The sequence below is a fragment of the uncultured Aquimarina sp. genome, from assembly GCF_947496855.1.
Classification (GTDB): Bacteria; Bacteroidota; Bacteroidia; order Flavobacteriales; family Flavobacteriaceae; genus Aquimarina.
This window is the reverse complement of record NZ_CANMED010000001.1, coordinates 156,180-180,016: the sequence shown is the minus strand read 5'-3', so window position 1 is coordinate 180,016 and position 23,837 is coordinate 156,180. Positions and strand designations below refer to the sequence as shown.

The following is a 23,837-nucleotide window of genomic DNA, read 5'->3' as shown; positions in this document are numbered from 1 at the left end:
TTATATTTTTGGAAACTTGCTCTCAAAAAAATATGAAAAAGACTATTTTATTGTTATTTACCATAATAATTGGTACATCATCCTATTCACAACAAAGTGAAATACAGATAACGGGAAAAATTATCGACGATGAAACCAAAGAACCTTTAGAATATGCTACTGTCTCTTTTATAAGTCTAAAAGAAAACAAAATTGTTACTGGAGGTATAACTGAACCCAACGGTAATTTCAGTATTCAAGTACCAAAAGGTATTTATAATGTTTCTGTTGAATATATTTCATTCAAAACAAAAACACTTGCGAAACAAAAGCTTTTTAAAAGTACAAATTTAGGAACTCTCGGACTTGGATTAGATACAGAATCTTTGGATGATGTTATTGTTATCGCAGAAAAAACTACGGTAGAAATTAAATTAGATAAGAAAATATACAATGTAGGAAAAGATCTTACTGTTAGTGGAGGAACGGTAAGTGATGTTTTAGATAATGTTCCTTCAGTTTCTGTAGATGTAGAAGGAAATGTAGCACTAAGAGGAAATGATAATGTAAGAATTCTAATTAATGGTAAACCCTCTGGTCTTGTTGGATTAAATAGTACCGATGCATTACGACAACTCCCTGCAGAGTCTATCGAACGCGTAGAAGTGATCACTTCTCCCTCTGCTCGTTACGATGCAGAAGGAACTGCAGGTATTCTAAATATAATCCTAAGACGAAGTAAATTACAAGGATTAAATGGAGCTCTAACACTTAACACCGGATATCCATTGCAAGCTGGAATATCTGGAAACTTAAATTACAGAGCTGGGGATCTAAATTTTTTCACAACTTCGGGTTATAATTATCGTGAAGTTCCTGGAAATTCTTTATCTGAAACACAATTTTTTAATTTTAATTCGAATACTCAGATAGATGAACCAGATACTTTTCTAAATGAACAAAGAGATTTTGATAGAATACGAAAAGGTCTTAATACTAATGTGGGAGTAGAATGGTATATTAACAATAGTTCTTCGATTACTACTTCTTTTCTATATCGATCCAGTGACAATGAAAGTAATACAACCAATTTGATCACAGAACCTGATGCTAGTGGAAATATTTTAAGTAGTAACCTACGTTTTGATCCAGAGGTAGAAGAAGACATTACTAAACAATACTCTATTAATTACAATAAAGATTTTAATGACAGTGGACATAAACTTACTTTTGATTTTCAATTAGAAAATAGTGAGGAAGATGAAAATTCTAGAATCACACAAGAAAATATTTCTACGATAGAACTTGTGAACACTTTAGAAAAACAAGATCGTATTCTTTTACAAACTGATTATGTTTTACCTATTGGCGAAAAAAGTCAATTTGAATTAGGGTATAGAGGAAACTTTAATGAATTAGATACAGAATTCTTAGTACAATTTGACAATGATGGTTCAGTAACTACAGATACAAATTTATCAAACAATTTAATTTTCAGAGAACAAGTAAATGCCGCTTATACTCAGTATGGAAGTAAAATAAGAAAATTTTCTTATCTGCTAGGACTAAGGTTGGAAAGTACGAGAATCACCATTGATCAAAAAACCAGCGGAGATTTCAACAAAAAAATATATAGTGATTTGTTTCCAACAATAAATCTAGGATACAAGTTAACAGATAAACAAAGTTTGACACTTGGTTATAATCGCAGAATAAGAAGGCCACGTTCTCGATTTATCAATCCTTTTCCTTCTAGATCAAGTGCTACTAATATATTTCAAGGAAACTCTGACCTTAACCCAAGTTACTCCAACGTATTCGATCTTGGATATTTAAATAGACTAGGAAAACTTACAATCAATTCCTCCATCTATTATAATCTTTCTACACAAGTATTTACATTTATATCGGAAGATACTGGAGATACTGCAACTATAGGCGATGGAACGGTAGTGCCAGTAATCAGGAGAACTCCAATAAACTTATCAAGTTCTGATCGATATGGATTCGAATTTACATTAACCTACAACCCTAGTAAAAAATGGAGAATTAATGGAAACTTTAATGCATTCCAAAATAATATAAAAGGAGATTTTAATGGACAAAACTTTGATGCAGATAACTTCAGTTGGTTTGCTCGACTTAATAACAAAATTACACTACCAGCAAAAATAGATTGGCAAACCACAGCTTTTTATGCTGGACCAAGTGAAGATGCTCAAACCAAAAGAGAAGGTCTTCTAAGTGTAAATCTTGCTTTTAGTAAAGATCTCTTTAAAGATAAAGCTTCTTTGACTTTTAATATAAGTGATTTATTTAATAGCAGAAAGCGTCAAAGCGTATCAACTACGGAAACTTTTATTACTGATAGTGAATTTCAATGGAGAGAGCGAAGTTTTAATTTATCATTTACTTACAGGTTCAATCAGAAAAAGAAGAGACAACGTTCTAGAGGAAATCTTAATGGTAGTGGAGAAGAATTCGAAGGATAAATATTTAAAAGCTTCAAATAAAAGAAGGGAATTGATAAATCAATTCCCTTCTTTTATATATAACTAATACTATTACTTAAGCCTGTTCCCTAGCCTTACGTTTAGCTTCTTGTTTTAACTTAAAGTTTTCAATAGTAGCTCCAAAAATCCAGTAAGGAACCACAAAGGTTAACAAAAATATCATCAACCAAAATCCTATTGTAAGGATTGTTAAGAATGCTAAAAAACCAAGGTATTGATCAAATTCGAACATAACAGTAATCTAATTTCAATTTTTGCCAAAGATAATAACTCTTCCTTTTATCTCATAACATAAATATGATTTATTTTCAAAACTAAAACTTTAATACGATTCCTTTTTAAAAAGTACATTCTTTATTCAGAAATAGCTACGCAAATTCTTAAATTTGCCCTTCGAAAAACAAATCATCACAGCTATGGAATATAGAATAGAAAAAGATACAATGGGCGAAGTAAAAGTGCCTGCTGATAAACTTTGGGGAGCTCAGACAGAGCGTTCAAGGAACAACTTTAAAATTGGCGCACCGGGTTCTATGCCTTTAGAAATAGTATACGGTTTTGCATATCTTAAAAAGGCTGCAGCTTTCACTAATTGTGAACTTGGAGTTCTACCTATTGAAAAAAGAGATCTTATTGCACAGGTATGTGATGAAATTCTAGAAGGAAAACACGATGATCAATTTCCATTAGTAATATGGCAAACTGGTTCTGGTACGCAAAGTAATATGAATGTAAATGAAGTTGTTGCCAATCGTGCACATCAATTAGCTGGAAAAACTATTGGAGAAGGAGAAAAAACTATCCAACCTAACGATGATGTAAACAAGTCTCAATCTTCTAACGATACATTCCCTACTGGTATGCATATTGCTGCATACAAAAAGATTCTAGAAGTTACTATACCTGGTATTACGCAACTAAGAGATACACTAAAAAAGAAATCAGAAACTTATAAAAATGTTGTGAAAATTGGTCGCACGCATTTTATGGATGCTACTCCGCTAACCATTGGACAAGAGTTATCTGGATATGTTTCTCAACTGGATCACGGTCTTAAAGCGTTAGAAAACACATTACCACATTTAGCAGAAATTGCTTTAGGTGGAACTGCGGTTGGAACTGGTTTAAACACGCCTAAAGGATATGCTAAAAGAGTATCAGAATTTATTGCTCAATTTACTGGTTTACCATTTATCACCGCAGAAAACAAATTTGAAGCACTAGCGGCTCATGATGCATTCGTAGAAACACATGGAGCATTAAAACAAATTGCTGTATCTCTTAATAAAATAGGAAACGATATTAGAATGTTAGCTTCAGGACCAAGAAGTGGAATTGGTGAACTTATCATTCCAGCTAATGAACCTGGAAGTTCAATTATGCCTGGAAAAGTAAACCCAACTCAATGTGAAGCTTTAACCATGGTTTGTGCCCAAGTATTGGGTAATGATGTTGCTATTAATGTTGGCGGAATGCAAGGACATTTTGAGCTTAATGTATTTAAACCTGTTATGGCAGCTAACTTATTACAGAGTGCTCAATTAATAGGTGATTCTTGTGTTTCTTTTGATGTACATTGTGCACAAGGAATAGAACCAAATCAGGCAAGAATAACAGAATTATTAAATAATTCATTAATGCTAGTAACCGCATTAAACACCAAAATCGGATATTATAAGGCTGCCGAAATTGCTAATACAGCGCACAAAAACGGCACTACTTTAAAACAAGAAGCTGTTGCTTTAGGTTATGTTACAGAAGAAGAATTTGATCAATGGGTGAAACCAGAAGATATGGTTGGAGCTCTTAAATAAAAACAGAAACCCTAGCCCAAATAAAAAACCGGATGAATATACATCCGGTTTTTTGTCCCCATTATTATAACTAAGTACTAGAATTTCCCCCAAAATTCTAATATTCTGTTTATTCCAATATACAATTACATCCTATCTGTGTATCGCGTGGCTACAAGCCTTTGGAAGTTCTTTTAAAAATTTTTTCAAAAATTTGAAATTAATACGAAATGGTTTCATAATATCGTTGTGTAAAGTTGTTGAATAGAATCTGAATTTTTATTAAAAAAAATAATTGCTTTCGTAATTTATTAAATACCTAAATACCCCTGTATTTAATCCTTACTGTTTGTTTGTAACTACTACCTGTGGATAGCGTGACTACTTGCTTTAGGAAGTTCTTTTAAAAAATCTAAAATAAAACGGAAGTTAATGCCTAGTAAGTTCATAATCTTGTATGTGTAAAAATGGTTTATAAATCTTTTATTAATATCTCTGGTACAAATATACTTCAGGAATACACATCGCGCAATGGGGGAAAACACCCGAAATGCACAGTGGGATATCCCCTATTACAACTTAAAAGCTTTAATTACAGGTGATTATACAAAAAAAATATTATCACTTATTTATCAATTAACTATCTTTTTTTTGGATATGGTGCAATTGATTCTAAATAAGCTTTAAAAATTAAATCATTATTTAAAAAATAACAACTAATTTTTCAGATAGCTGACAAAAGCTAAAATGGATTCACTTTTTGATAAATCCATAGATATGCTACGAATTCTAGGTCAACTCCTTCATATACTAAAAACAAGTTTTAATTCATTCAGTCATATTATAAATTTAGAATGTTAAAAACTTAAGTATTTACGATACAACAAACAAGTCCTTGACATACAATTTTCATTAACCATTGAGTTGATTCACAATATATATAGTCTAAAATCTTCCCGTTTTGAAAAGTTTTTATATCTCCTCTTTAATATTTGTTTTATTTACTTTTACATTTTTCATCTTAACCATAGAGGATACTAAATTTGAAACAGCCGATACCTTAATTGAAAAGCCTATAGTATTAGCTGATAAAATAGTGCTGCCAATAGAAATTTTAGGCGAAGAAGGTTTGGTCATATCACAAAGTATAGAACTAAATGCCCAAACTGTTAATATTGCCGATAGATTATGGTTAACGATTAATAATCTAAGTTACCAAAACAAAGGTTCAGTTAAAATAAACGAAGGGGCATGGCTTCAACTAAATCATAATACCGCCGAAATACACCCAAAAGAGTTAGCCTATGGAGGAATGGTACATGGAGGTTTTAACACTATCCGACTTACTATACCTGCAAATGGATTACAAGAAGGAACTAATACTATACAATTTAGATTTGACACATCTGATGGTATTTCTATAGGATATCGTGTTATCAAAATGAATTTAATAGATTCAAATAACACTAGGCTTTTAGCAGAAAGTTCCTTTATAGAAGACACCCCAAGTAATTGGACAGCTCCAGATAATAGTTCTGTTCAAAATGGAGAAAATCTATGGTATAATAAAGATTTATGGAATCACTATACATTAAATAATAATGAGGGATTTTGGTATGGAAAGACTATCCCCAATAGAAGAACAATTAGAGCTAAATGTACAGATTGTCATACACAAGATGGAAGAGATCTCGAAATGTTCAGCTACTCCAACCTATCAATAATTGAACGTTCCAAATTCCATGGAATGACAGAACAAGAAGGAAAAGATATTGCTGCTTATATTAGAAGTTTATCATCAAATTCTACTGTTGGTAGATACGGAAGACCCTGGAATCCTCCTTATCAACCTGGCCCTATACTAAAAGATATACCTATAGTACAATGGGCAGCTGGAGCTGGTTTAGAATGGGTATTAGAAAATGATGCCGATATGGCTCCTTATATTTTTACAAATGGAACTAGTAAAATAGGTATTCGAAGTGTTTTTGATTCTGATAAAATGGAAGATCGCACCATATTACCGCTTGCTATCCAATTCCCAGACTGGAAGCATTGGTTACCTATCATACATCCAAAAGATGCTTATACTAAAAATGAATGGTGGAACAATACCTTACCAGATGCTCAAAATCCAATAAAAAACTATCAAGCTATAAGATCTCAGTTTACGAACAACTACAACCCTAGTACTATTGAAAGTTTTAACGTACCTCAAAAATTACGATATTTAGGAATAGGACTTGATGGAAGAACTGGTTTTAGATATTTCTACCAACATGGAGCAAGCAATACTAATCACTGGAGATCAGATGAAGGAAATGCGAATCAACACTTAGCCAATGGTATTGATCTGGAAATGGCAAAAACCAGTATGGCTAGACTTCAGGCTGTAAAGTACTTTGAGTTGGTTAATGAATTTAATTTACAAGATAAAGCTCCACAAACAGTTCCAAATGTAGAAGAAGATCAACCTCTGGAAAGACAATGGCCAGTAAAATGGTATTCGGTGTTTGAAGTACCGGCTCATTTTACTTCAGATAATAGTAGACATTATGTAGGTCAAGAACATAAGACAGCTCACTATGAAACATCAACTTGGTACAACCTACAATTTGTAATTAATGGAGGAAATGGATTTGTAGGAGGAACTAATCCAACAGATTTTAATTATCACACACCGTTTATGGGATTTGCAGAATACTATTCTGGAATTAATGAACCATTACGTCGTTTCTCTGCAATTAATCATATGTATCAAATCCGTACTTGGTCAGGAAATAATGGTCCGGAAAATGAAGGATTTAGAATATCCAATCAAGGTATATGGGAAATGATGGGAAGTAGTAATAGCAATCAGGAGTTTCACGATCCTTCTTATGATATTGTAAAACAACTAGATAATATAGAGGCTGGTTTATCCGATAAAGTATTAGAAGCTATGCTGCTCCAATTTCTTAATGAAGCCGAAAAATATGATTTAAGTACTTGGCCTAGAACGGCAGATGGTGGAGACTATCAGTTAGACTTTGCTTCTAAGACAACAACAGACTTAATATCGGTTCCACATTTCGGAAACCCTAATCAAGGTAGATTATTATATCATTATGCTGATAAGTTTTATGATATTATCCCTAGAATTAAAGATAATTTTACTGTCCATTGCAGTATTACTAATAGAATAACAAACTGGTGTAAAGCCGCCTGGCCTCTGATAGATTTTGAAAAATATCTAATCAGTAATTGCAGTGACGAAGTGCTAGATTGCGATAATACTGTGATTGAAGATGAAAATATTTATAGAATAAAAACTACTCATGGTAAATGTATAAATGCTATAGAAAGTAATGGATATGCTATCACACAACAAAGCTGTAATGATAGTAGTGCTGGAAAATGGAACTTAGAAAATGCCGATACAGGATATTATTATATTAAAAATATCGAAACCGGTAAATATATGAGTACAACAGGTAATACTAATGGAGATCATATTGAAGAAGCTGCTTTTTCTGGTAATGATAGTCAGCAGTGGGAAATAAAAGAAATCGATGGTTGCAAATTCAATATTATTGCAAAAACCTCTAGTAAATGTCTTGATCTAAAAGGTGGAAACAGTGCAGATGGAACTCATTTTCAATTATGGGATTGCGTCAATACTAATAGTCAAAATCGTGAGTATAGTTTTGAGTTTTTAGAAACTGAAGTATTAGAGATAGAAGATTTATCTATATCAAACATGGTTTTGTACCCAAACCCTGCTCATACACTATTAAATATTGAAATACCTAACAAGCATTTTAGCAAACCTATACAAATTAAGGTATATGATTTCATGGGTAGATCCATAAAAGAAGTAACATCTAAGGAAGACCTGATCAAGATTAATTTAGATAATATTCCCTTAGGAAATTATTTTATTCTACTACTTGATGATAAAAAATCATATAATTCCTTTTTTATTAAAAACTAAAACTTAATATTTTTTCACATACCAAATAACGCTGTATCTGTTGCTAGCTTAATTGTTCGTATGGTTAACTCTTATAAAAAAAATCTATTCCGATTCAAGGTCTAAACCATAAGATTATCTTTACTTATCAAATAAGTAATTATGAAGAAACTATTCTTTACTATTAGTACGTTAGTCTTTTTAATTAGCTGTAATAATATACATCAATCCAAACAAAAAAACAAAAATGTAACAAAGTCTAATGATAGTAGTAATGTTATAAGTGATCGTCAATTACAAAGTCAAAAAAATGAAACTTATAATTTTAATACAGAGGAACAATGGGACAGTCTGAATAAAAGAGTTGACAAAAAAGTAATTCATAGAAAAGGAAAAGTTCATCCAAACACGAAGACATTCGGTTGGCATATATACTCCAACGGTTCTTCCTATAAAAATTACAATTTCTCAATGTTATGGGGACTCTCCTACTTTTCTTATGCGCTAGAACCAAAAACTGGCAGCTATAAAAGTATTCATCAATGGAAAACTACTTCTCTAATTGATAGCGCCAAGGCAAAAGACTGCAAAGTATTTTTGTCTGTTTCCAATTTTGGAAGAGAAAATAATTCGATATTTTTAGAAAATCGAAAAGCTCAAAAGACATTAATAGATAGTATATCAAATTTACTAGCTTTTAGATCTGCTAATGGTATAAATATTGATTTTGAAGGAGTTCTTAAAGAGGACAAAGAGTACTTAACCAAATTTATTATTGAAATTTCTAAAAGCCTGAAACAAGATAATCCTAATTATATGATATCTCTCTGTCTTTATGCCATTGATTGGAATGATGTTTTTGATATACAGGCTATTGATCCATACATAGATTTTTACACATTAATGGGGTATGATTACTATGGCAGTTTTAGTAAAACTACTGGACCTGTAACACCTTTTAAAACAAGTCAACTATTTGGAAATGGTCTAGAAAAATCTGTTGATTACTACAATGACAAAGGCGTAGATCTTAGCAAACTAATTATTGGATTGCCGTATTACGGAGCTGAATGGTATACGAATAAACCTGAAATAGGTGCGTTAGTTAGTAGATTTAAATCGCATCCTCGGTATTATACAATAAAGGATATATATATCGACTCCCTAAAAATACCTGTTCAGTTTGATAAAAAAAGTGCTTCAAGTTATCTTATTATTAAAGATAGCAACAAGAAATACAGACAATTATTTTTTGAAGACACTACATCATTGTCTATTAAATATGATTGGGTAAAAAGTAATAAAATTGGAGGTATCGGAATTTGGGCACTAGGATATGATGATGGTTATACCGAATTATGGGGTTTATTAAACGAGAAATTTTCAGAACAATAGTAAAATATAAAAACCCAGACACTTTGTATCTGGGTTTCTTTAACCTTGGATTACTATTTTTAGATAGTTTCTATTTCTAAGGCATTAGTAACATCAACTTTTTCTAATGCTTGCTCTAGATCCCAAATCAGATCTTTAGCACTTTCTACTCCTATAGACAATCTTACTAGTTGATCAGTAATATTCATTTGTTGTCGTTGTGCTTCATCTACACCAGCGTGTGTCATAGTTTTAGGATGTTCTGATAAACTCTCTGTTCCACCTAAACTTACCGCTAGTTTCATTAACTTAAGATTATTAAGAAACATAAATGCTTCTTTTTCACCTCCAATGATATCAAAAGAAACCATTGCTCCTGGTGCAGAACATTGCTTCTCGTAAATATTATGCGCCTCTGTTCCCTTTTTTAATAATCCCAGATAATACACTTTTTCAACTTTAGAATGTTTATCTAAATAATCCGCAACAATCTGAGCATTATGAGTTTGCTGATCCATGCGTACCTTTAATGTTTCTAAACTTCTTAACAATAACCAAGCTGTATGAGGACTTACCATATTACCCAGAAAAGTACGTAAAGTTTTAACACGAACCATTAGCTCTGCATTTCCTAGAACCGCTCCTGCAATAAGATCACTATGACCTCCTATATATTTAGTAGCAGAATATAATACTAGGTCAGCACCACATTGCAATGGATGTTGCCATAGAGGCCCCATATATGTATTATCAACAGCAACCAACGCTTTTCTATCCTCGGTACTATATTTAGCTGCAATCTGACTAAATTTTTCTATATCTACAATATCATTTGTTGGATTCGCTGGGGTTTCCAGATAAATCATAGCTAGTTTATCGGCTTTACCAGAAGTTTGTATCATTTCCTCTACTTCTTCCATGCTCTGGTTAGGCATCACTCCTATCGTATCTACTCCTATTTTGTCTAAAAAGTGATGTATAAAATGATCTGTTCCTCCATAAACAGGATTACTATACACCAATAAATCACCTGGTTTTAAGAACTCTAACAATACAGTACTAATAGCAGACATTCCACTCTCGAACACTGCACAATCATCTGCCTTATCCCAAAGACACAATCTATTTTCTAAAATTTCAAGATTAGGATTATTAATTCTACTATAGATTAATCCCAATTCTTCCTTTTCTGATTTCTCTCTTAGCCCATACGCTAATTCAAAAAATGCTTTACCCTCTTCTGCTGTTTTAAAAACAAAAGTTGAAGTTTGAAATATTGGACATTTAATGGCTCCTTCAGATAACTCAGGTTTATAACCATAGGTCATCATTAAACTCTCTGGATTAAATTCGTGCTTGCTCATATCGTGGTTGTTTTATCTTTTAGTATATGTGTTTTTCTAAAAATTAAAGCTAAGCATAAAAGAATTTAAAACTAAATAAATGATATATTTCAGCATTAAATATTAAAATATAAAGTATAAAAAGAATATTATTCTATTTTTGTTTAGAATATTAAATATGTATAGAAAAATATTATGGACAAAATAGATCGATCTATCCTTAATTTATTGCAAAAAGATGGCAAAATAACCATCAAAGAGATCGCAGAACGATTAAGTCTAACCACTACTCCAATTTTCGAACGGGTAAAAAAACTGGAACGTGAAGGATATATAAAATCTTACAAAGCCATTCTCAACAGAAAAAAAGTAGGATTACAGCTTATGGTTTTTTGTAACGTTACCCTAAACCTGCACCAAACAGATTATCTTAAAAAATTCGAAAAAGATATTCAGCAATTTCCAGAAGTGGTAGAATGTTATCATGTAGCTGGTATGTTTGATTATTTAATAAAAATATATGCCGAAGATATGGAGAGTTACCAGCATTTTCTTTCTAACAAATTAGCTTCACTAGAAAATATTTCTAAAGTACAAAGCTCATTTGTGATGACCGAAGTAAAAGGTTTTTCATTTTTACCAATTCCATAGAAAATTATATTTCGGCTTAACAAAAGATTTAGAGTTCATCATATACCTTTGTTTACTGAAGTAGCAATAAAGTATGAATGATAAAATTAAAATACTCAAAACAGAATTATTGTCTGATAATTGGTATACCTTAAATAAAGTAACATATAATTATCAAAAAAAAGATGGTCAATGGGAAACGCATTCAAGAGAAGCATACGATCGAGGAAATGGAGCCACAATACTTTTATATAATGCTGATAATAAGAAAGTCATACTTACCAAACAGTTTAGGTTACCAACATATGTAAATGGAAACCCAACCGGAATGTTAATTGAATCCTGTGCAGGATTATTAGATAAAGATAATGCTGAGAATTGTATAAGAAAAGAAACAGAAGAAGAGACAGGTTACAAAGTATCGAAGGTTAAAAAAATTTTTGAATCCTATATGTCTCCTGGTTCGGTGACAGAAATTGTACATTTTTTTGTAGCTGAATATGATAAAGAAATGAAAGTGAGTGACGGAGGAGGTCTAGCAGAAGAACAAGAAAACATTGAAGTGATAGAATTAGATTTTGACCAAGCATTTAACATGATCTACACTGGAGAAATTAAAGATGGAAAAACCATAATGTTATTACAATACGCAAAAATCCATAATCTTATAACTAACTAAAAATTTCTAGAATTCATGAACATAAAAGACGTTAAAGTATTAATTACAGGAGGAAACTCGGGAATAGGAAAAGCGACTGCTAAACTACTTAAAGAAAAAGGCGCACGGGTAATTATCTCTGGAAGAAATGAAGCAACATTAAAGCAAACAGCAAAAGAACTAAACATAGATTATATAAGAGCCGATGTGACTAAGGAGGATCAGGTGCATTTTATGGTTGATCAAGCTAAAGTTAAAATGAATGGTCTTAACACACTAGTTAATAATGCTGGTTATGGGTATATTTCGAAATTAATAGATATTGAAGCTGATAAATTCACGGATCAGTTTAAGACCAACATTCTTGGCGCTACTTTGTGTGCTAAAGAATCTGCTAAACATTTTATTGATCAGGATTACGGAAATATCATTAACATAGGATCTACTTCCTCTCTAAAAGGTTCACCAACAGCTTCTCCTTATGTTGCTACTAAATTTGCGCTCCGCGGAATGACAGAAAGCTGGAGAAATGAATTGCGCCCTCATAACATACGCGTAATGCAAGTAAACCCGAGTGAGGTGATGACTAGCTTTTCTGATAATCGTGTGGATAAAAACATTAGTCAAAAAAAATATACGGAAGCTGAGCAAAACACTAAGTTAAGAGGAGAAGAAATAGCGCATACAATTTCTAGTCTATTAGAAATGGATGATCGTGGATTTATTACTGAAGCTACTGTTTTTGCTACAAATCCTAAAACTTAAATATTATTATCAAATTATTTCTATTTGTTGCTCAATCTTTACAGATGTGCTTTTAGTTTGAAAATAATTTATCAATAGGAGTATCAGTATTACCAAAAATACACATGCTCCTATTGTAAATATCATAACATTGATACTTTCAAACATGATTCCACCAAGGATTAGCCCAAAAATACTCGCTAAGCTGCCCATACTATTACCATAACCCTGAATAGCACCTTGCATTGTTGAGTTCCCAGTTTTTGATAAAAGTGAAAGAAAACTGGGCCACATCAAACCATTTCCTAAAGACAATAATGTATTAGCTACATACAATATAATAATACTAGGATTAGAAAGAAGGAAAAAGCTTACTGACAATAACACCGTTCCGACTGCGACTAATCTAATATTAGGAATTTTGCCTGAAACGAATGATAATAAAGGTCCCTGAACTAAAATCATAATAAAACTAGAATACGCTAGAAAGATTCCAAGATCAACAGCTGTCCAATCCAACATGGTAGAAGCATATATAGGCAAGCCTGCATAAAATAGACTAAAAGCCAAAAATGTTAAAAAATAGATTGAAAACAATAACGGAATACCTTTTTGACCTAATACACCTTTAAAGCTGTTGTCATTTTTAGTAGCACCATTTTCAATAGTACTTCCAGAAAAGCAATCTTTATGTTCGACCTGAAAAAATCTTCTAAAAGATTTAAAATTCAGACCCCCTGTATCTACCATACACGGATTACTTTCTGGTAATCTTATAAAAATAACAATAATTGCTACTAGTGAAATAATAGCAGCTAAAATAATTGGCAATATTTCTCCTAAAATAGTTGAAGCTAAAATTCCTGCAACTGCAGGTCCTAGCACAAACCCTAAACTGGTAGAAGCTCCCATCATTCCGAAATTCTTATCACGATCTTCGTCTGTGGAAATATCAGACAGATAGGCATTCGCTACGGATACATTTCCGCCCGTAAACCCATCAAAAATTCTAGCAAGAAAAAGTAGAATTAAAGGAAGTGTCATAATATAGTTGCCTGTAAATTCAGAATCAGATGACCATAACTTAATCTCAGGAAGTATTAATGCTATTAAAAACAATGACCAAGCAACAAACGTTCCCGCTTGACTGATCACCAATACTTTCTTTCTTCCTATTCGATCCGAAAGTCTACCTAAGATTGGAGCTCCAATAAATTGAAAAAATGGATACATCGCTCCCAGAATTCCATAAACAAAACCATTACCTCCTAAATCAGTAACTATGAATATAAGAATTGGAATTACAATACTATATCCTAGAATCCCTATAAAATTCACCAATAGAATTGGAAAAATTGATTTCGTAAAGAATTGAAATATTTTCATTCTTTAAATTTAATCGATTCAATTTCTAATTTAGTTAAAATACCATTAATTTGTCATATCAAACCCCTTCATAATACGCTAGAAAATAGAGTGCTAAAAAGATAAAATTGTTTGAGATAACTTTAAAAGTTAAAGAGTACATATCCAAAAAGGCTGATTTTTATTTTTATAGCCGAAAACATAAAAAGTCAGTCGAAATGAATTCAAAAATTACTTTTTCCATATTTTTAATTTCTTTACTAGTTACTCCTACTCTGATATCTCAGACTCAAGAAGAAACTTTTAATTCAGAATTAAAAGTAATTATTGATAATGATATTTTTGCCGTGTTCAGAGATTCTGATCGGTACTATTCTTATGGAATGGGATTAGAATATGCCTTTAAGACTGAGAAGTTTTTAGGTTTACAATATTTATTTAAAAATAAAAAGAATTTGTTTTATACATTAGGTGTAAGACTAGAGGGATATACTCCATCTATGGTAAGAGAATTTGCAGTTACACCAGAAATTGAAGATAGAGATGACTTTGATCGCCCATTTGCAGGTTTGTTGTATGCTACTCTAACTACTACTTACACATTCGGAAAATCCTTTTTAAAATCAGAGATTCTTGCTGGTGTCATTGGACCTTCTTCGCAGGCTGGAGAAATACAAACTTGGTTTCACGAAAATATTACAGGAGATCCTGTATATGATGGTTGGCAATTTCAATTAGAAGATCAATTCATCTTTAATTTCAAAAGTTCTTTTACGTATGATTTACATCCTAATGCTAAGTGGTTTAGCACTTATGTTGGTGGGAACATCCATCTAGGAAATCTATACATTAGAGCTGCACCTCAAGCCGGTTTCAGAATTGGAAAATTTGAAAGCGTTACTAAATCTAGCAGTTTTCAAAATTCACTATTATTGCCTAAAAAACATTCTGAATTATTTTTTAAATTTAATGCGGAAACACATTTTGTAGGCTATAATGCGACGATACAGGGTAATTTATTTAATGAAAAAGCATACGGTGTGGATGATCTTAACAATGTATCTTGGCACCTAAGTAGCGGACTATATTATTCTATCAATAGTATCTCTGCTAATTTCATATATCAATGGTCCACAGGAGTTTTAAATAACATTGAGAATCATGGATATGGAACGTTTAATGTAGCTTATCGATTTTAACTAAATAGTAACAGCAATTACCCCATTATTTTTACTAAAAGTTCTTTAAGAATATCACTTGGAGGAAGATTAGCGGCTCCTACTCCTTTACTTTTAACATCTGCTTCTCTTAATAGCGCTATAATCTGGCTTACCTTTTTCATCGGGTAATTACGTGCTGCATCAGAGTAATCACTCACGAAATATGGATTGATTCGTAGCGCACTAGCAACGCTGCCTTTAGACTTATCAGATAATCCGTGGTATTGTAATACCTGAGAAAAGAAACTGTACAATAAAGATATAGTAACCACTAATGGATTGTCTTTAGGGTTCTGAGCAAAGTAGTTGATAATTCTATGTGCTTTTAAAACATCTCTAATGCCAATTGCCTTGCGTAATTCGAAATTATTAAACTCTTTGCTGATTCCGATATTCTCTTCAATCTTATCTGCTGTAATCTGATCTCCCTTAGGCATGATCAACTTCAATTTTTCTAATTCATTATTGATCTTATTTAAATCTGTACCTAAAAATTCTACCAACATTTGGGAAGCTTTTGGTTCAATACTGTAATTTGCTCCAGCCAAAACTCTTCGGATCCAATCCGAGACCTGGTTTTCATAGAGTTTTTTACTTTCAAAAATCACTCCATTTTTTGCAACTATTTTATAGAGTTTTTTACGCTTATCAATTTTCTTGTACTTATAACAAATTACTAAAACTGTAGTGGGTTGTGGATTTTCGACATAATCTGCTAATTTCTCTATAGTTCTAGATAAATCTTGTGCTTCTTTTACAATCACAACTTGGCGCTCAGCCATCATGGGATATCGCTTAGCATTTGATACAATATCTTCAATACTAACATCACGCCCATACAATACCATTTGGTTAAAACCTTTCTCCTCCTCTTCAAGTATATTCTTGTCAATATATTCTGAAATCCTATCAATATAATATGGTTCTTCGCCCATCAAAAAATAAATAGGCTTGATATTTCCATTCTTTATATCGCTTACAATCTGTTTTACTTCATCCATTCAGAAAAAATCATCAAATTTGTGTTATGCAAAACCTCAATTTTCCAGCATACCAGTTCAGGTTCAAAAGTAGCGAAAATAAAGTTTCTATTTTTGACAGAATTCGCAAAAAATTTATCATCCTTACACCAGAAGAATGGGTAAGACAACATACCATACATTATCTTATAGAAGAAAAAAAATATCCCGAAAGCCTTATTAACGTAGAGAAAATGGTAAAAGTTAATGATATGAATAAGAGGTATGATATCATTATATTTAATCCAGATGGCACTATATATCTTATCATAGAATGTAAATCACATTCCATAAAGATTACTCAAGAAGTTTTTGATCAGATTGCCCGTTACAACCTTTCTCTGAATTCCGAATATCTTATGATTACTAACGGTATGAGTCATTATTATTGTCAGATGGACTATAATGAAAAACAATATACTTTTCTAAAAGATATCCCTGATTATAAATAATACTTCAGTGACATTTATTTTCAATAAATTAACTGCCATTTTAATACAAATTACTTTTCAATAAAGATGAATTGCAAAAGTCCTCAAAGTTGGTGCATTCATCCACAAGAACTAAATAGCGCATCCTCTTTTCTATTTCTAAAAAAATTTCTTGATGTATCTTAATACATGATTTTTAACCAAATAATATATTACAATCATGAAAAAAATAAAATTTACATCTGTTTTAATTGCACTTTGTGCCATCACATTTTTCTCCTGTGAAAAACAAGAAAATCCTGAACCTTTGAGCGAAAACTCTATAGAACAACCAACTGTTCCTGAAGATATCCTACAAAAATTAGAACAAGCTGGTTTTTATACGAATGAAGGAGTTTATAAATATGAGAATGGTTATATTGTAGAATACGACATTTTTCTTACAGAAAAGGAAATATTTGAATACGACAAAAATTCTGAGACTACTATAAATTCAAAACAGTACCGTACAACGAACTTAGTCTCTGGCGCTAAAACCATTAGAGTCTATATAGATCCTGCGCTTGGATCTTTTGCGATAAACTCATTAAACAAAGCAATATCAAGGTATAATGCTCTTAATTTAAGACTTACGTTTAAGAGAACTACTAATTCTGGCAGTAATGAAATCCGTATTATCCCAGTTAACATTCCAGGAGGGTTTTTAGCTAGTGCTGGTTTCCCAAGTGGTGGTAATGCTTTTAAAACCATCAAGCTGAATACCTACTACTATAACAATACCACCAGCAGAGCAGACACTCCCTCTGTTTTAGCACATGAAATAGGTCATGCCATTGGATTTAGACATACAGATTATGCGAATAGAAGCTTCAGTTGTGGAACAGGAGGAAATGAAGGATCAGCTGGTGTTGGTGCCATACATATTCCTGGAACGCCAACAGTTCCAGTTGCTAATTCCTGGATGTTAGCCTGCAGTAATGGTAAAGACAGACCATTTATTGCAAGTGATAGAACCGCTTTGGTTAACTTATATAAAAAAATTACTCCTACAACACAACCCGTATCGTTTTATCGTTTCTTTAGAGGAGGTGCAAAAGGAAATCATTATTACAGTACTAGCCGCAGTACCCCCTCCGGATATGCATATGAAGGTGTACAATGTAAAGTCTTCAGTCAGCAAACTTCTGGAACGATACCTCTATACAGATTTTACAACAGTAGTGCTGTCAATCACCTTTACAAAACTAATCGTAATGCTGTAGGTGGTTATAGGTATGAAGGTGTCGCTGGGTATATATATCCATCAGGTGGTAGTGGTAGAATCCCGTTGTATCGATTTTATAACAGTACAGCTGTAGATCATTTTTATACTACGAACAGAAACGAAGGGAATTCTGCGGTTGGATACAGTTATGAAGGTGTGACTGGCTATGTATTAAGATAAACAATCAATTATTTTCAACACCTAATTAATTATTAATATTTAGGTTTTACCGTTATAGATTAATAAAGTAATTTGATGAAATTCAGTTTCTGTAGGTTATGAAGGCTAAACAGGAACTGAATTTTATAATTACAATATCAATTCAATTTTAAACAAATTAAGAGTTAATCAATTATTTCTTCTTCCTGAGTTACCAATTTCAGATTAAACTCTTTAATTTGCACCTGTGAATATAGCCGTAGTCATCTTAAATTGGAATGGACGTTCATTATTAGAACAATTCCTACCATCTGTTGTAAAACATTCTAAAGAAGCAACAATTTATGTAGCAGATAACGCTTCTACGGATGATTCTATAAACTACTTAAAAAACTTTTTTTCTGATATAAAAATTATCCAAAACGAAATAAATGGAGGATATGCTAAAGGATATAACGATGCATTAGCAAAAATTGACGCTGATATATATTGTTTGCTAAACAGTGATGTGGAAGTAACAAAGAATTGGCTTATTCCAATAATAGAAACTTTTAAAAGTTCTGAAAACATTGCTGCAATACAACCTAAAATTCTTGATTATAAAAAAAAGAACTACTTCGAATATGCTGGTGCTGCAGGAGGTTTTATAGACAAATTAGGATATCCATACTGTCGTGGAAGAATTTTTGACACATTGGAAGAAGATAAAGGCCAATATAATGATACTTTAGATATTTTCTGGGCAAGCGGTGCTTGTCTATTTATTCGTAAATCAATTTTTGAAGAAGTCGGGAAATTAGATGAAGATTTCTTTGCACATCAGGAAGAAATTGATCTCTGCTGGCGTATACGAAATAACGGTTATGACATCCAGTATATAGGGGCTTCTGAGGTATACCATCTTGGCGGAGCGACATTAGAGGTCATGAATCCTAAAAAAACTTTCCTAAATTTCAGGAACAATTTGCTAATGATGGTAAAAAACACTTCTGGTACTTCCATTTGGTTTATTATCTTTACACGAATGATTTTAGACGGAGTTGCTGCTTTTAAGTTTATATTAGAAAAAAAGCCATCACATTTTATGGCAATTCTTAAAGCACATTTCAGCTTTTATCAAAATTTGCCAACTTTTGTTAAGAAACGTAAAAAACTGTCTAAACAAAGGAAATATTATTCCATTTCTTCCGTTGTATGGCAGTATTATATTTTGAACAAAAAACTATTTAACCATTTGTAAGGTTATATTCATTAAATTATTGTTAACAGGACGATATTGCGTCACAATTTTAATAATTTTGAGTTATATAACCAGAATAAGACTAAAAACACATTTTCTAATGAAAAAAGCAATGATTATCGGAGCTTCAATGGCTGTACTATTATCTTCTTGTGTATCACAGAAGAAATTTGCAGAACTAGAAGGAAAACAAAAAGAAACCCAAGATTTACTAAATACTGCAACTGTTAAGTTAAACAGCTGTCTTGAAGAAAAAGCAAGTGAAAGCTCTGAATTAAAAGTTCTAAGAGATCAGGTATCAAACCTTAAAAATCAAAATTCAGCTTTATTAAACAATGTTGGTAATCTTGCTACATTATCAACTAAAGAAGCAGAAAACTTAGAGAGATCTTTAGAAAGTATTAAAGAAAAAGATCTTCAGATTAAAACAATGAACGATGCAATGAATAAAAAAGATTCTGTGACATTGGCATTGGTAACAAGTCTGAAAGGAGCTTTAGGTAACCTTGCAGATGAAGATATTGAGATAAATGTAGAAAAAGGAGTAGTATATGTTTCTATTTCTGATAAATTATTATTTAAGAGCGGAAGTTATAACGTTTCTACTAGAGCTAAAGAAGTATTAGGTAAAGTAGCTAAGGTAGTAAATGACAAGCCGGATATTGAATTTTTAGTAGAAGGACATACAGATAATGTTCCAATCAAAAACAAGGTATTATTAGATAACTGGGATCTTAGTGTAAAAAGAGCTACTTCGGTAGTAAGAGTTTTACAAAATGATTTCAAGGTAGATCCTAAACGTATGACCGCTGCAGGAAGAAGTTATTATGTGCCGATTGCAGATAATAATAGTGCTGCTAATAAAGCTAAAAACAGGCGTACTAGAATTGTAGTACTCCCTAAACTAGATCAATTCTATAACATGATCGAAGATGGAATGAAAAAAGCTTCTGAAGGAGGTAATTAAAAAAGAATAAAGTATTTTTGAAAAGGGTTAATTTAACGATTAACCCTTTTTTTTAATCAAAGTATTAAACAATGGTATAAAAATTGACATATGTCGATTAAAACATTGATATTAAATATTTTAAGAATAATGAAAAAACTATTTATCCTTGTATTCCTACTTTCCTTAGGAACTGTAGAAGCCCAAAAAACAGCAAACACTTCTATTGGAGAAAATGAAAAATTGGTGTATACCGCTTCTTATAATATGTCTGGGTTATTGACAAATCTAGCGCAAGTTACCATGCAAACTACCAGAGTAAATACTGGAAAAAGTAATTACTTAAGACTTAAGTGTAATGCTGCTACATATTCTAAATGGGATTCTTTTTTTAAAATCAGAGATGTATATGAAGCATATGTAAACCCTTCTAATCTAAAACCATACTTATATAAAAGGGACATTAATGAAGGAGGGTATATCAAAAAAGAAAAATATGTATATAGCTATAAGAGTAAAACTATAAAAGCTACAATGCAAAAGAAAAAAGATCCCAACACAAAGACACTTAAAATGGGAAACAATACATTTGATATAATTTCTACTTTATATCATATTCGAAACATGGATATCGGAAAAGCTCCCGTAGGAACTAATCAAAAGTTGACCATATTATTTGACAGAGAAGTACAAACTGCTTATCTAAAATTATTAGGAAAAGAAACAATTAGTACCAAAACAATGGGCAATAAGGAATGTTATAAAATTGCTGTTAACAATGATGCTCTAAAAGGAACTAATAAAAATATTGTATATCTTACAGCAGATGCAAATAAGATTCCAGTACTTATTAAGTTTAGTATTCCTGCAGGTACAGGTCAACTGACATTAACACAAGCTTCGGGACTAAAAAATTAAATTCTATGAGAATTGTATTGATATCTATTGCTGCCATAGCAGCGTTCTTAGGAATTATTATGGCAATACTTCCGTTTGGTAGTATTGGTATTCTACCAGGCATTATTGCCTTAATAGCCGGTTTTGGAGCGTATTTTGTTTCTAAAAAACAACTAAAACCACAAAAGTTGTCTCTTTTGTTTTTAACCATTGGGCTTCTAGTAATAGTCGCAAGTGGATCTAAATCATTATGGGTAAAAGATGAAGTTGCTGTAGATCAAGAATTTCAACAAAAGGAAGAGCAAAGTAAAGAAGAAGCTATAGAAGAGCTTAAAGAAATTGAAAGTGAGCTTGAAGAGATCGAAGACGATCTCGAAGAAATTGAATCCGAATAATCAATAATAAAACTCTTCTATAACCTGTTTTTAATTTTACTTAATTAAGTCTATAATCAAAGCAGTATTCTTAGATAAAAATACACTTTGAAGATTTTGAAGTTCTTTTCCAGTTAAGATTTCTTTTCCTTTAGTATACCCTTCTAAAGACTTTTTAAAACGTTCTAAACTAAAACTTTGATAATCTTTATCACTATTATTAATGATTATCATACTGCTCTCTGTATCTGTGTATCTAAAATATACATATACATTATCCATAGGTTGATAGTGTGTAAGTTTTCCTTCGTGAATGGATTTTGCATTTTTTCTCCAGTTCAGAATAGTTTTCACATAATTAAAAACTTCATTTTCTTCTTTTGTTCTGCCTTGTTTAATAAAAGCGTTTCTCTCATCTCCTTTCCATCCACCTGGAAAATCTTGTCTTACCTTACCATCAGGTCTCTTGTTTTTCATCAAAATCTCATCACCATAATATATTTGAGGAATCCCTCTGGTAGTTAATGTAAATACCATACTTAACTTTAACTTATTCACATCTTCATCAAGTAATGCCAATAAACGATCTACATCGTGATTCCCATTAAAAACCTTATTATTTCCAGGATTTCCATAGACGAAATCCTCTGCTAATGTTTTATAAAGCTCTGTAACATTACCCTCTTTTCCAAAAGCTCTTATCATAGAATAATAAAGTGAATAATCACTAATACTATTAACATACGATGTATATCCATCCGTATTAGCCTCATCATTATTATTCCAATAAGATAAATAAGATGCTCTTTCTGCCCAGGTTTCTGCTACCATATAAAAATCAGGATACTCAAGCTTCAGCGCTTTCATCCATCTAGACATAGCATGCTTATTTGGATAAGGATATGTATCCAGACGAATACCATCAATCCCTGAATATGCCACCCACCAAATAGAATTCTGGATCATATAGGTTGCCAAAAAATCATTTTCCAAATTTAGATCAGGCATATTAATATCAAACCATCCCTTAGTTAATAAGTCGAGATCGCCAGAAGACACATATGGATCTGAAGCAGCAATATTGGTAAAACTACTTTTTGTAAAAGTATCCCACTGATTTAACCAATCCTTTGATGGCAAATCATTCATCCACCAATGACCAGAACCACAATGATTAAAAACCTGATCCATAATAACTTTCATTCCATTTTTATGTGATTGAACAACTAATTCCTTATAATCCTCATTCGTTCCAAAGCGGGTATCTGTTTTATAAAAATCTGAAATAGCATATCCATGATATGAGTATGTGGGTTGATCATTCTCTAAAAAAGGATTCAACCATAATGTGGTTACTCCTAGTTCTTCTAAATAACCAAAATTATCAAGTATTCCTTTTATATCACCTCCATGTCTACCATCATCATTTTTTCTATTAAGCTTTTCTAGTGTATCCTCCGTAGAATCATTGGTTTTATCTCCATTCGCAAAACGATCTGGTGTAATCAAGTAAATTACATCTGCCGTTGTAACTGCTTGACCAACTTGAGATCGTTTTTCATTTTCTTTTAATTGATATTTATGAACAAACTCTTTCTTTTCATTAGTGAATTTGATTGATAAAATTCCTGGTTTTGCATTTTTAGAAATACTTAGATCTAGAAAAAGATAATTTTTGTTATCTACTTTGTTTACACTTTTTAATTGAACTCCTTCATACTTAACAGATACATTAAAAGAGCTTATATTTTCTCCATGTAATAACAACTGTAAATTAGGATTATTCATTCCGGTCCACCAAAATGGAGGTTCTACACGAGTTAACATTTCTGATTTTTGTCCTTGGCTCAGAAAAGAAATTGACAACCCCATAATTAAGAGCAATAGTACTTTTTTTGAATACGATTTCATTGATATAATTTTAATTGTTTCAATA

General features: G+C 31.8%; 19 protein-coding genes. 14 read left to right on the top strand and 5 right to left on the bottom strand.

What is annotated here, in order from left to right; translation table 11 throughout:
- Positions 1-32 precede the first annotated feature (32 nt).
- Complete coding sequence (locus tag Q0921_RS00880) at positions 33-2,471, top strand: TonB-dependent receptor (RefSeq protein WP_299251890.1); 2,439 nt, start codon at positions 33-35, stop codon at positions 2,469-2,471.
- A 76-nt stretch (positions 2,472-2,547) separates the two neighbouring features.
- Here Q0921_RS00880 and Q0921_RS00875 read toward each other — a convergent pair whose 3' ends face one another.
- Entirely contained in the window at positions 2,548-2,724 is a 177-nt protein-coding gene (locus Q0921_RS00875; RefSeq protein ID WP_299251886.1) for a hypothetical protein, read from the bottom strand.
- A 184-nt stretch (positions 2,725-2,908) separates the two neighbouring features.
- Here Q0921_RS00875 and fumC point away from each other — a divergent pair, with 184 nt between their 5' ends.
- The 3 genes from fumC to Q0921_RS00860 all read left to right on the top strand — a co-directional run bounded on the left by fumC (position 2,909) and on the right by Q0921_RS00860 (position 9,632).
- A complete protein-coding gene (gene fumC / locus Q0921_RS00870; RefSeq protein ID WP_299251883.1) occupies positions 2,909-4,306 on the top strand; it encodes a class II fumarate hydratase in 1,398 nt (465 codons plus the stop codon).
- 940 nt (positions 4,307-5,246) lie between these two features.
- On the top strand, positions 5,247-8,258 hold the full coding sequence (locus Q0921_RS00865; protein ID WP_299251880.1) for an RICIN domain-containing protein: 3,012 nt from the start codon (positions 5,247-5,249) through the stop codon (positions 8,256-8,258).
- 141 nt (positions 8,259-8,399) lie between these two features.
- On the top strand, positions 8,400-9,632 hold the full coding sequence (locus tag Q0921_RS00860) for a glycosyl hydrolase family 18 protein (protein ID WP_299251877.1): 1,233 nt from the start codon (positions 8,400-8,402) through the stop codon (positions 9,630-9,632).
- A gap of 59 nt (positions 9,633-9,691) precedes the next feature.
- Here the strand turns inward: Q0921_RS00860 and Q0921_RS00855 are convergent, their stop codons facing one another.
- Positions 9,692-10,975 (bottom strand): cystathionine gamma-synthase family protein, encoded by a 1,284-nt coding sequence (locus Q0921_RS00855; RefSeq protein ID WP_299251874.1) that lies wholly within the window; start codon positions 10,973-10,975, stop codon positions 9,692-9,694.
- Between the two features lie 174 nt (positions 10,976-11,149).
- Here Q0921_RS00855 and Q0921_RS00850 point away from each other — a divergent pair, with 174 nt between their 5' ends.
- The 3 genes from Q0921_RS00850 (at position 11,150) to Q0921_RS00840 (ending at position 13,007) form a co-directional block, all read left to right on the top strand.
- Positions 11,150-11,605 carry an Lrp/AsnC family transcriptional regulator gene (locus Q0921_RS00850; RefSeq protein WP_299251871.1) on the top strand — a complete coding sequence of 152 codons (456 nt, stop codon included), beginning with the start codon at positions 11,150-11,152 and terminating at the stop codon, positions 11,603-11,605.
- A gap of 73 nt (positions 11,606-11,678) precedes the next feature.
- Positions 11,679-12,263, top strand: coding sequence for a GDP-mannose pyrophosphatase NudK (gene nudK, locus Q0921_RS00845; RefSeq protein WP_299251868.1), 585 nt, complete (start codon positions 11,679-11,681; stop codon positions 12,261-12,263).
- Positions 12,264-12,278: 15 nt separating this feature from the next.
- Complete coding sequence (locus Q0921_RS00840) at positions 12,279-13,007, top strand: SDR family oxidoreductase (protein ID WP_299251865.1); 729 nt, start codon at positions 12,279-12,281, stop codon at positions 13,005-13,007.
- A 9-nt stretch (positions 13,008-13,016) separates the two neighbouring features.
- Here the strand turns inward: Q0921_RS00840 and Q0921_RS00835 are convergent, their stop codons facing one another.
- On the bottom strand, positions 13,017-14,372 hold the full coding sequence (locus tag Q0921_RS00835; protein WP_299251862.1) for an MFS transporter: 1,356 nt from the start codon (positions 14,370-14,372) through the stop codon (positions 13,017-13,019).
- A gap of 197 nt (positions 14,373-14,569) precedes the next feature.
- Here Q0921_RS00835 and Q0921_RS00830 point away from each other — a divergent pair, with 197 nt between their 5' ends.
- Positions 14,570-15,550: a lipid A-modifier LpxR family protein gene (locus Q0921_RS00830; RefSeq protein WP_299251859.1), complete on the top strand. Its 981-nt coding sequence runs from the start codon at positions 14,570-14,572 to the stop codon at positions 15,548-15,550.
- A gap of 17 nt (positions 15,551-15,567) precedes the next feature.
- On the opposite strand, the gene holA is transcribed toward Q0921_RS00830, so the two are convergent.
- Positions 15,568-16,572 (bottom strand): DNA polymerase III subunit delta, encoded by a 1,005-nt coding sequence (gene holA / locus Q0921_RS00825; RefSeq protein WP_299251856.1) that lies wholly within the window; start codon positions 16,570-16,572, stop codon positions 15,568-15,570.
- 26 nt (positions 16,573-16,598) lie between these two features.
- Here holA and Q0921_RS00820 point away from each other — a divergent pair, with 26 nt between their 5' ends.
- The 6 genes from Q0921_RS00820 (at position 16,599) to Q0921_RS00795 (ending at position 21,922) form a co-directional block, all read left to right on the top strand.
- A complete protein-coding gene (locus Q0921_RS00820; protein ID WP_299251853.1) occupies positions 16,599-17,042 on the top strand; it encodes a type I restriction enzyme HsdR N-terminal domain-containing protein in 444 nt (147 codons plus the stop codon).
- 199 nt (positions 17,043-17,241) lie between these two features.
- Positions 17,242-18,465 carry a M57 family metalloprotease gene (locus tag Q0921_RS00815; RefSeq protein ID WP_299251849.1) on the top strand — a complete coding sequence of 408 codons (1,224 nt, stop codon included), beginning with the start codon at positions 17,242-17,244 and terminating at the stop codon, positions 18,463-18,465.
- A gap of 226 nt (positions 18,466-18,691) precedes the next feature.
- Complete coding sequence (locus tag Q0921_RS00810; protein ID WP_299251845.1) at positions 18,692-19,684, top strand: glycosyltransferase; 993 nt, start codon at positions 18,692-18,694, stop codon at positions 19,682-19,684.
- A 100-nt stretch (positions 19,685-19,784) separates the two neighbouring features.
- A complete protein-coding gene (locus Q0921_RS00805; RefSeq protein WP_299251842.1) occupies positions 19,785-20,651 on the top strand; it encodes an OmpA family protein in 867 nt (288 codons plus the stop codon).
- A gap of 129 nt (positions 20,652-20,780) precedes the next feature.
- Positions 20,781-21,548, top strand: a complete 768-nt coding sequence (locus tag Q0921_RS00800) for a DUF3108 domain-containing protein (protein ID WP_299251839.1) — start codon at positions 20,781-20,783, stop codon at positions 21,546-21,548.
- A gap of 5 nt (positions 21,549-21,553) precedes the next feature.
- Positions 21,554-21,922 (top strand): hypothetical protein, encoded by a 369-nt coding sequence (locus Q0921_RS00795; protein WP_299251836.1) that lies wholly within the window; start codon positions 21,554-21,556, stop codon positions 21,920-21,922.
- Between the two features lie 36 nt (positions 21,923-21,958).
- Here the strand turns inward: Q0921_RS00795 and Q0921_RS00790 are convergent, their stop codons facing one another.
- Positions 21,959-23,812 carry a glycoside hydrolase family 13 protein gene (locus Q0921_RS00790; RefSeq protein ID WP_299251833.1) on the bottom strand — a complete coding sequence of 618 codons (1,854 nt, stop codon included), beginning with the start codon at positions 23,810-23,812 and terminating at the stop codon, positions 21,959-21,961.
- Between the last annotated feature and the right edge of the window lie 25 nt (positions 23,813-23,837).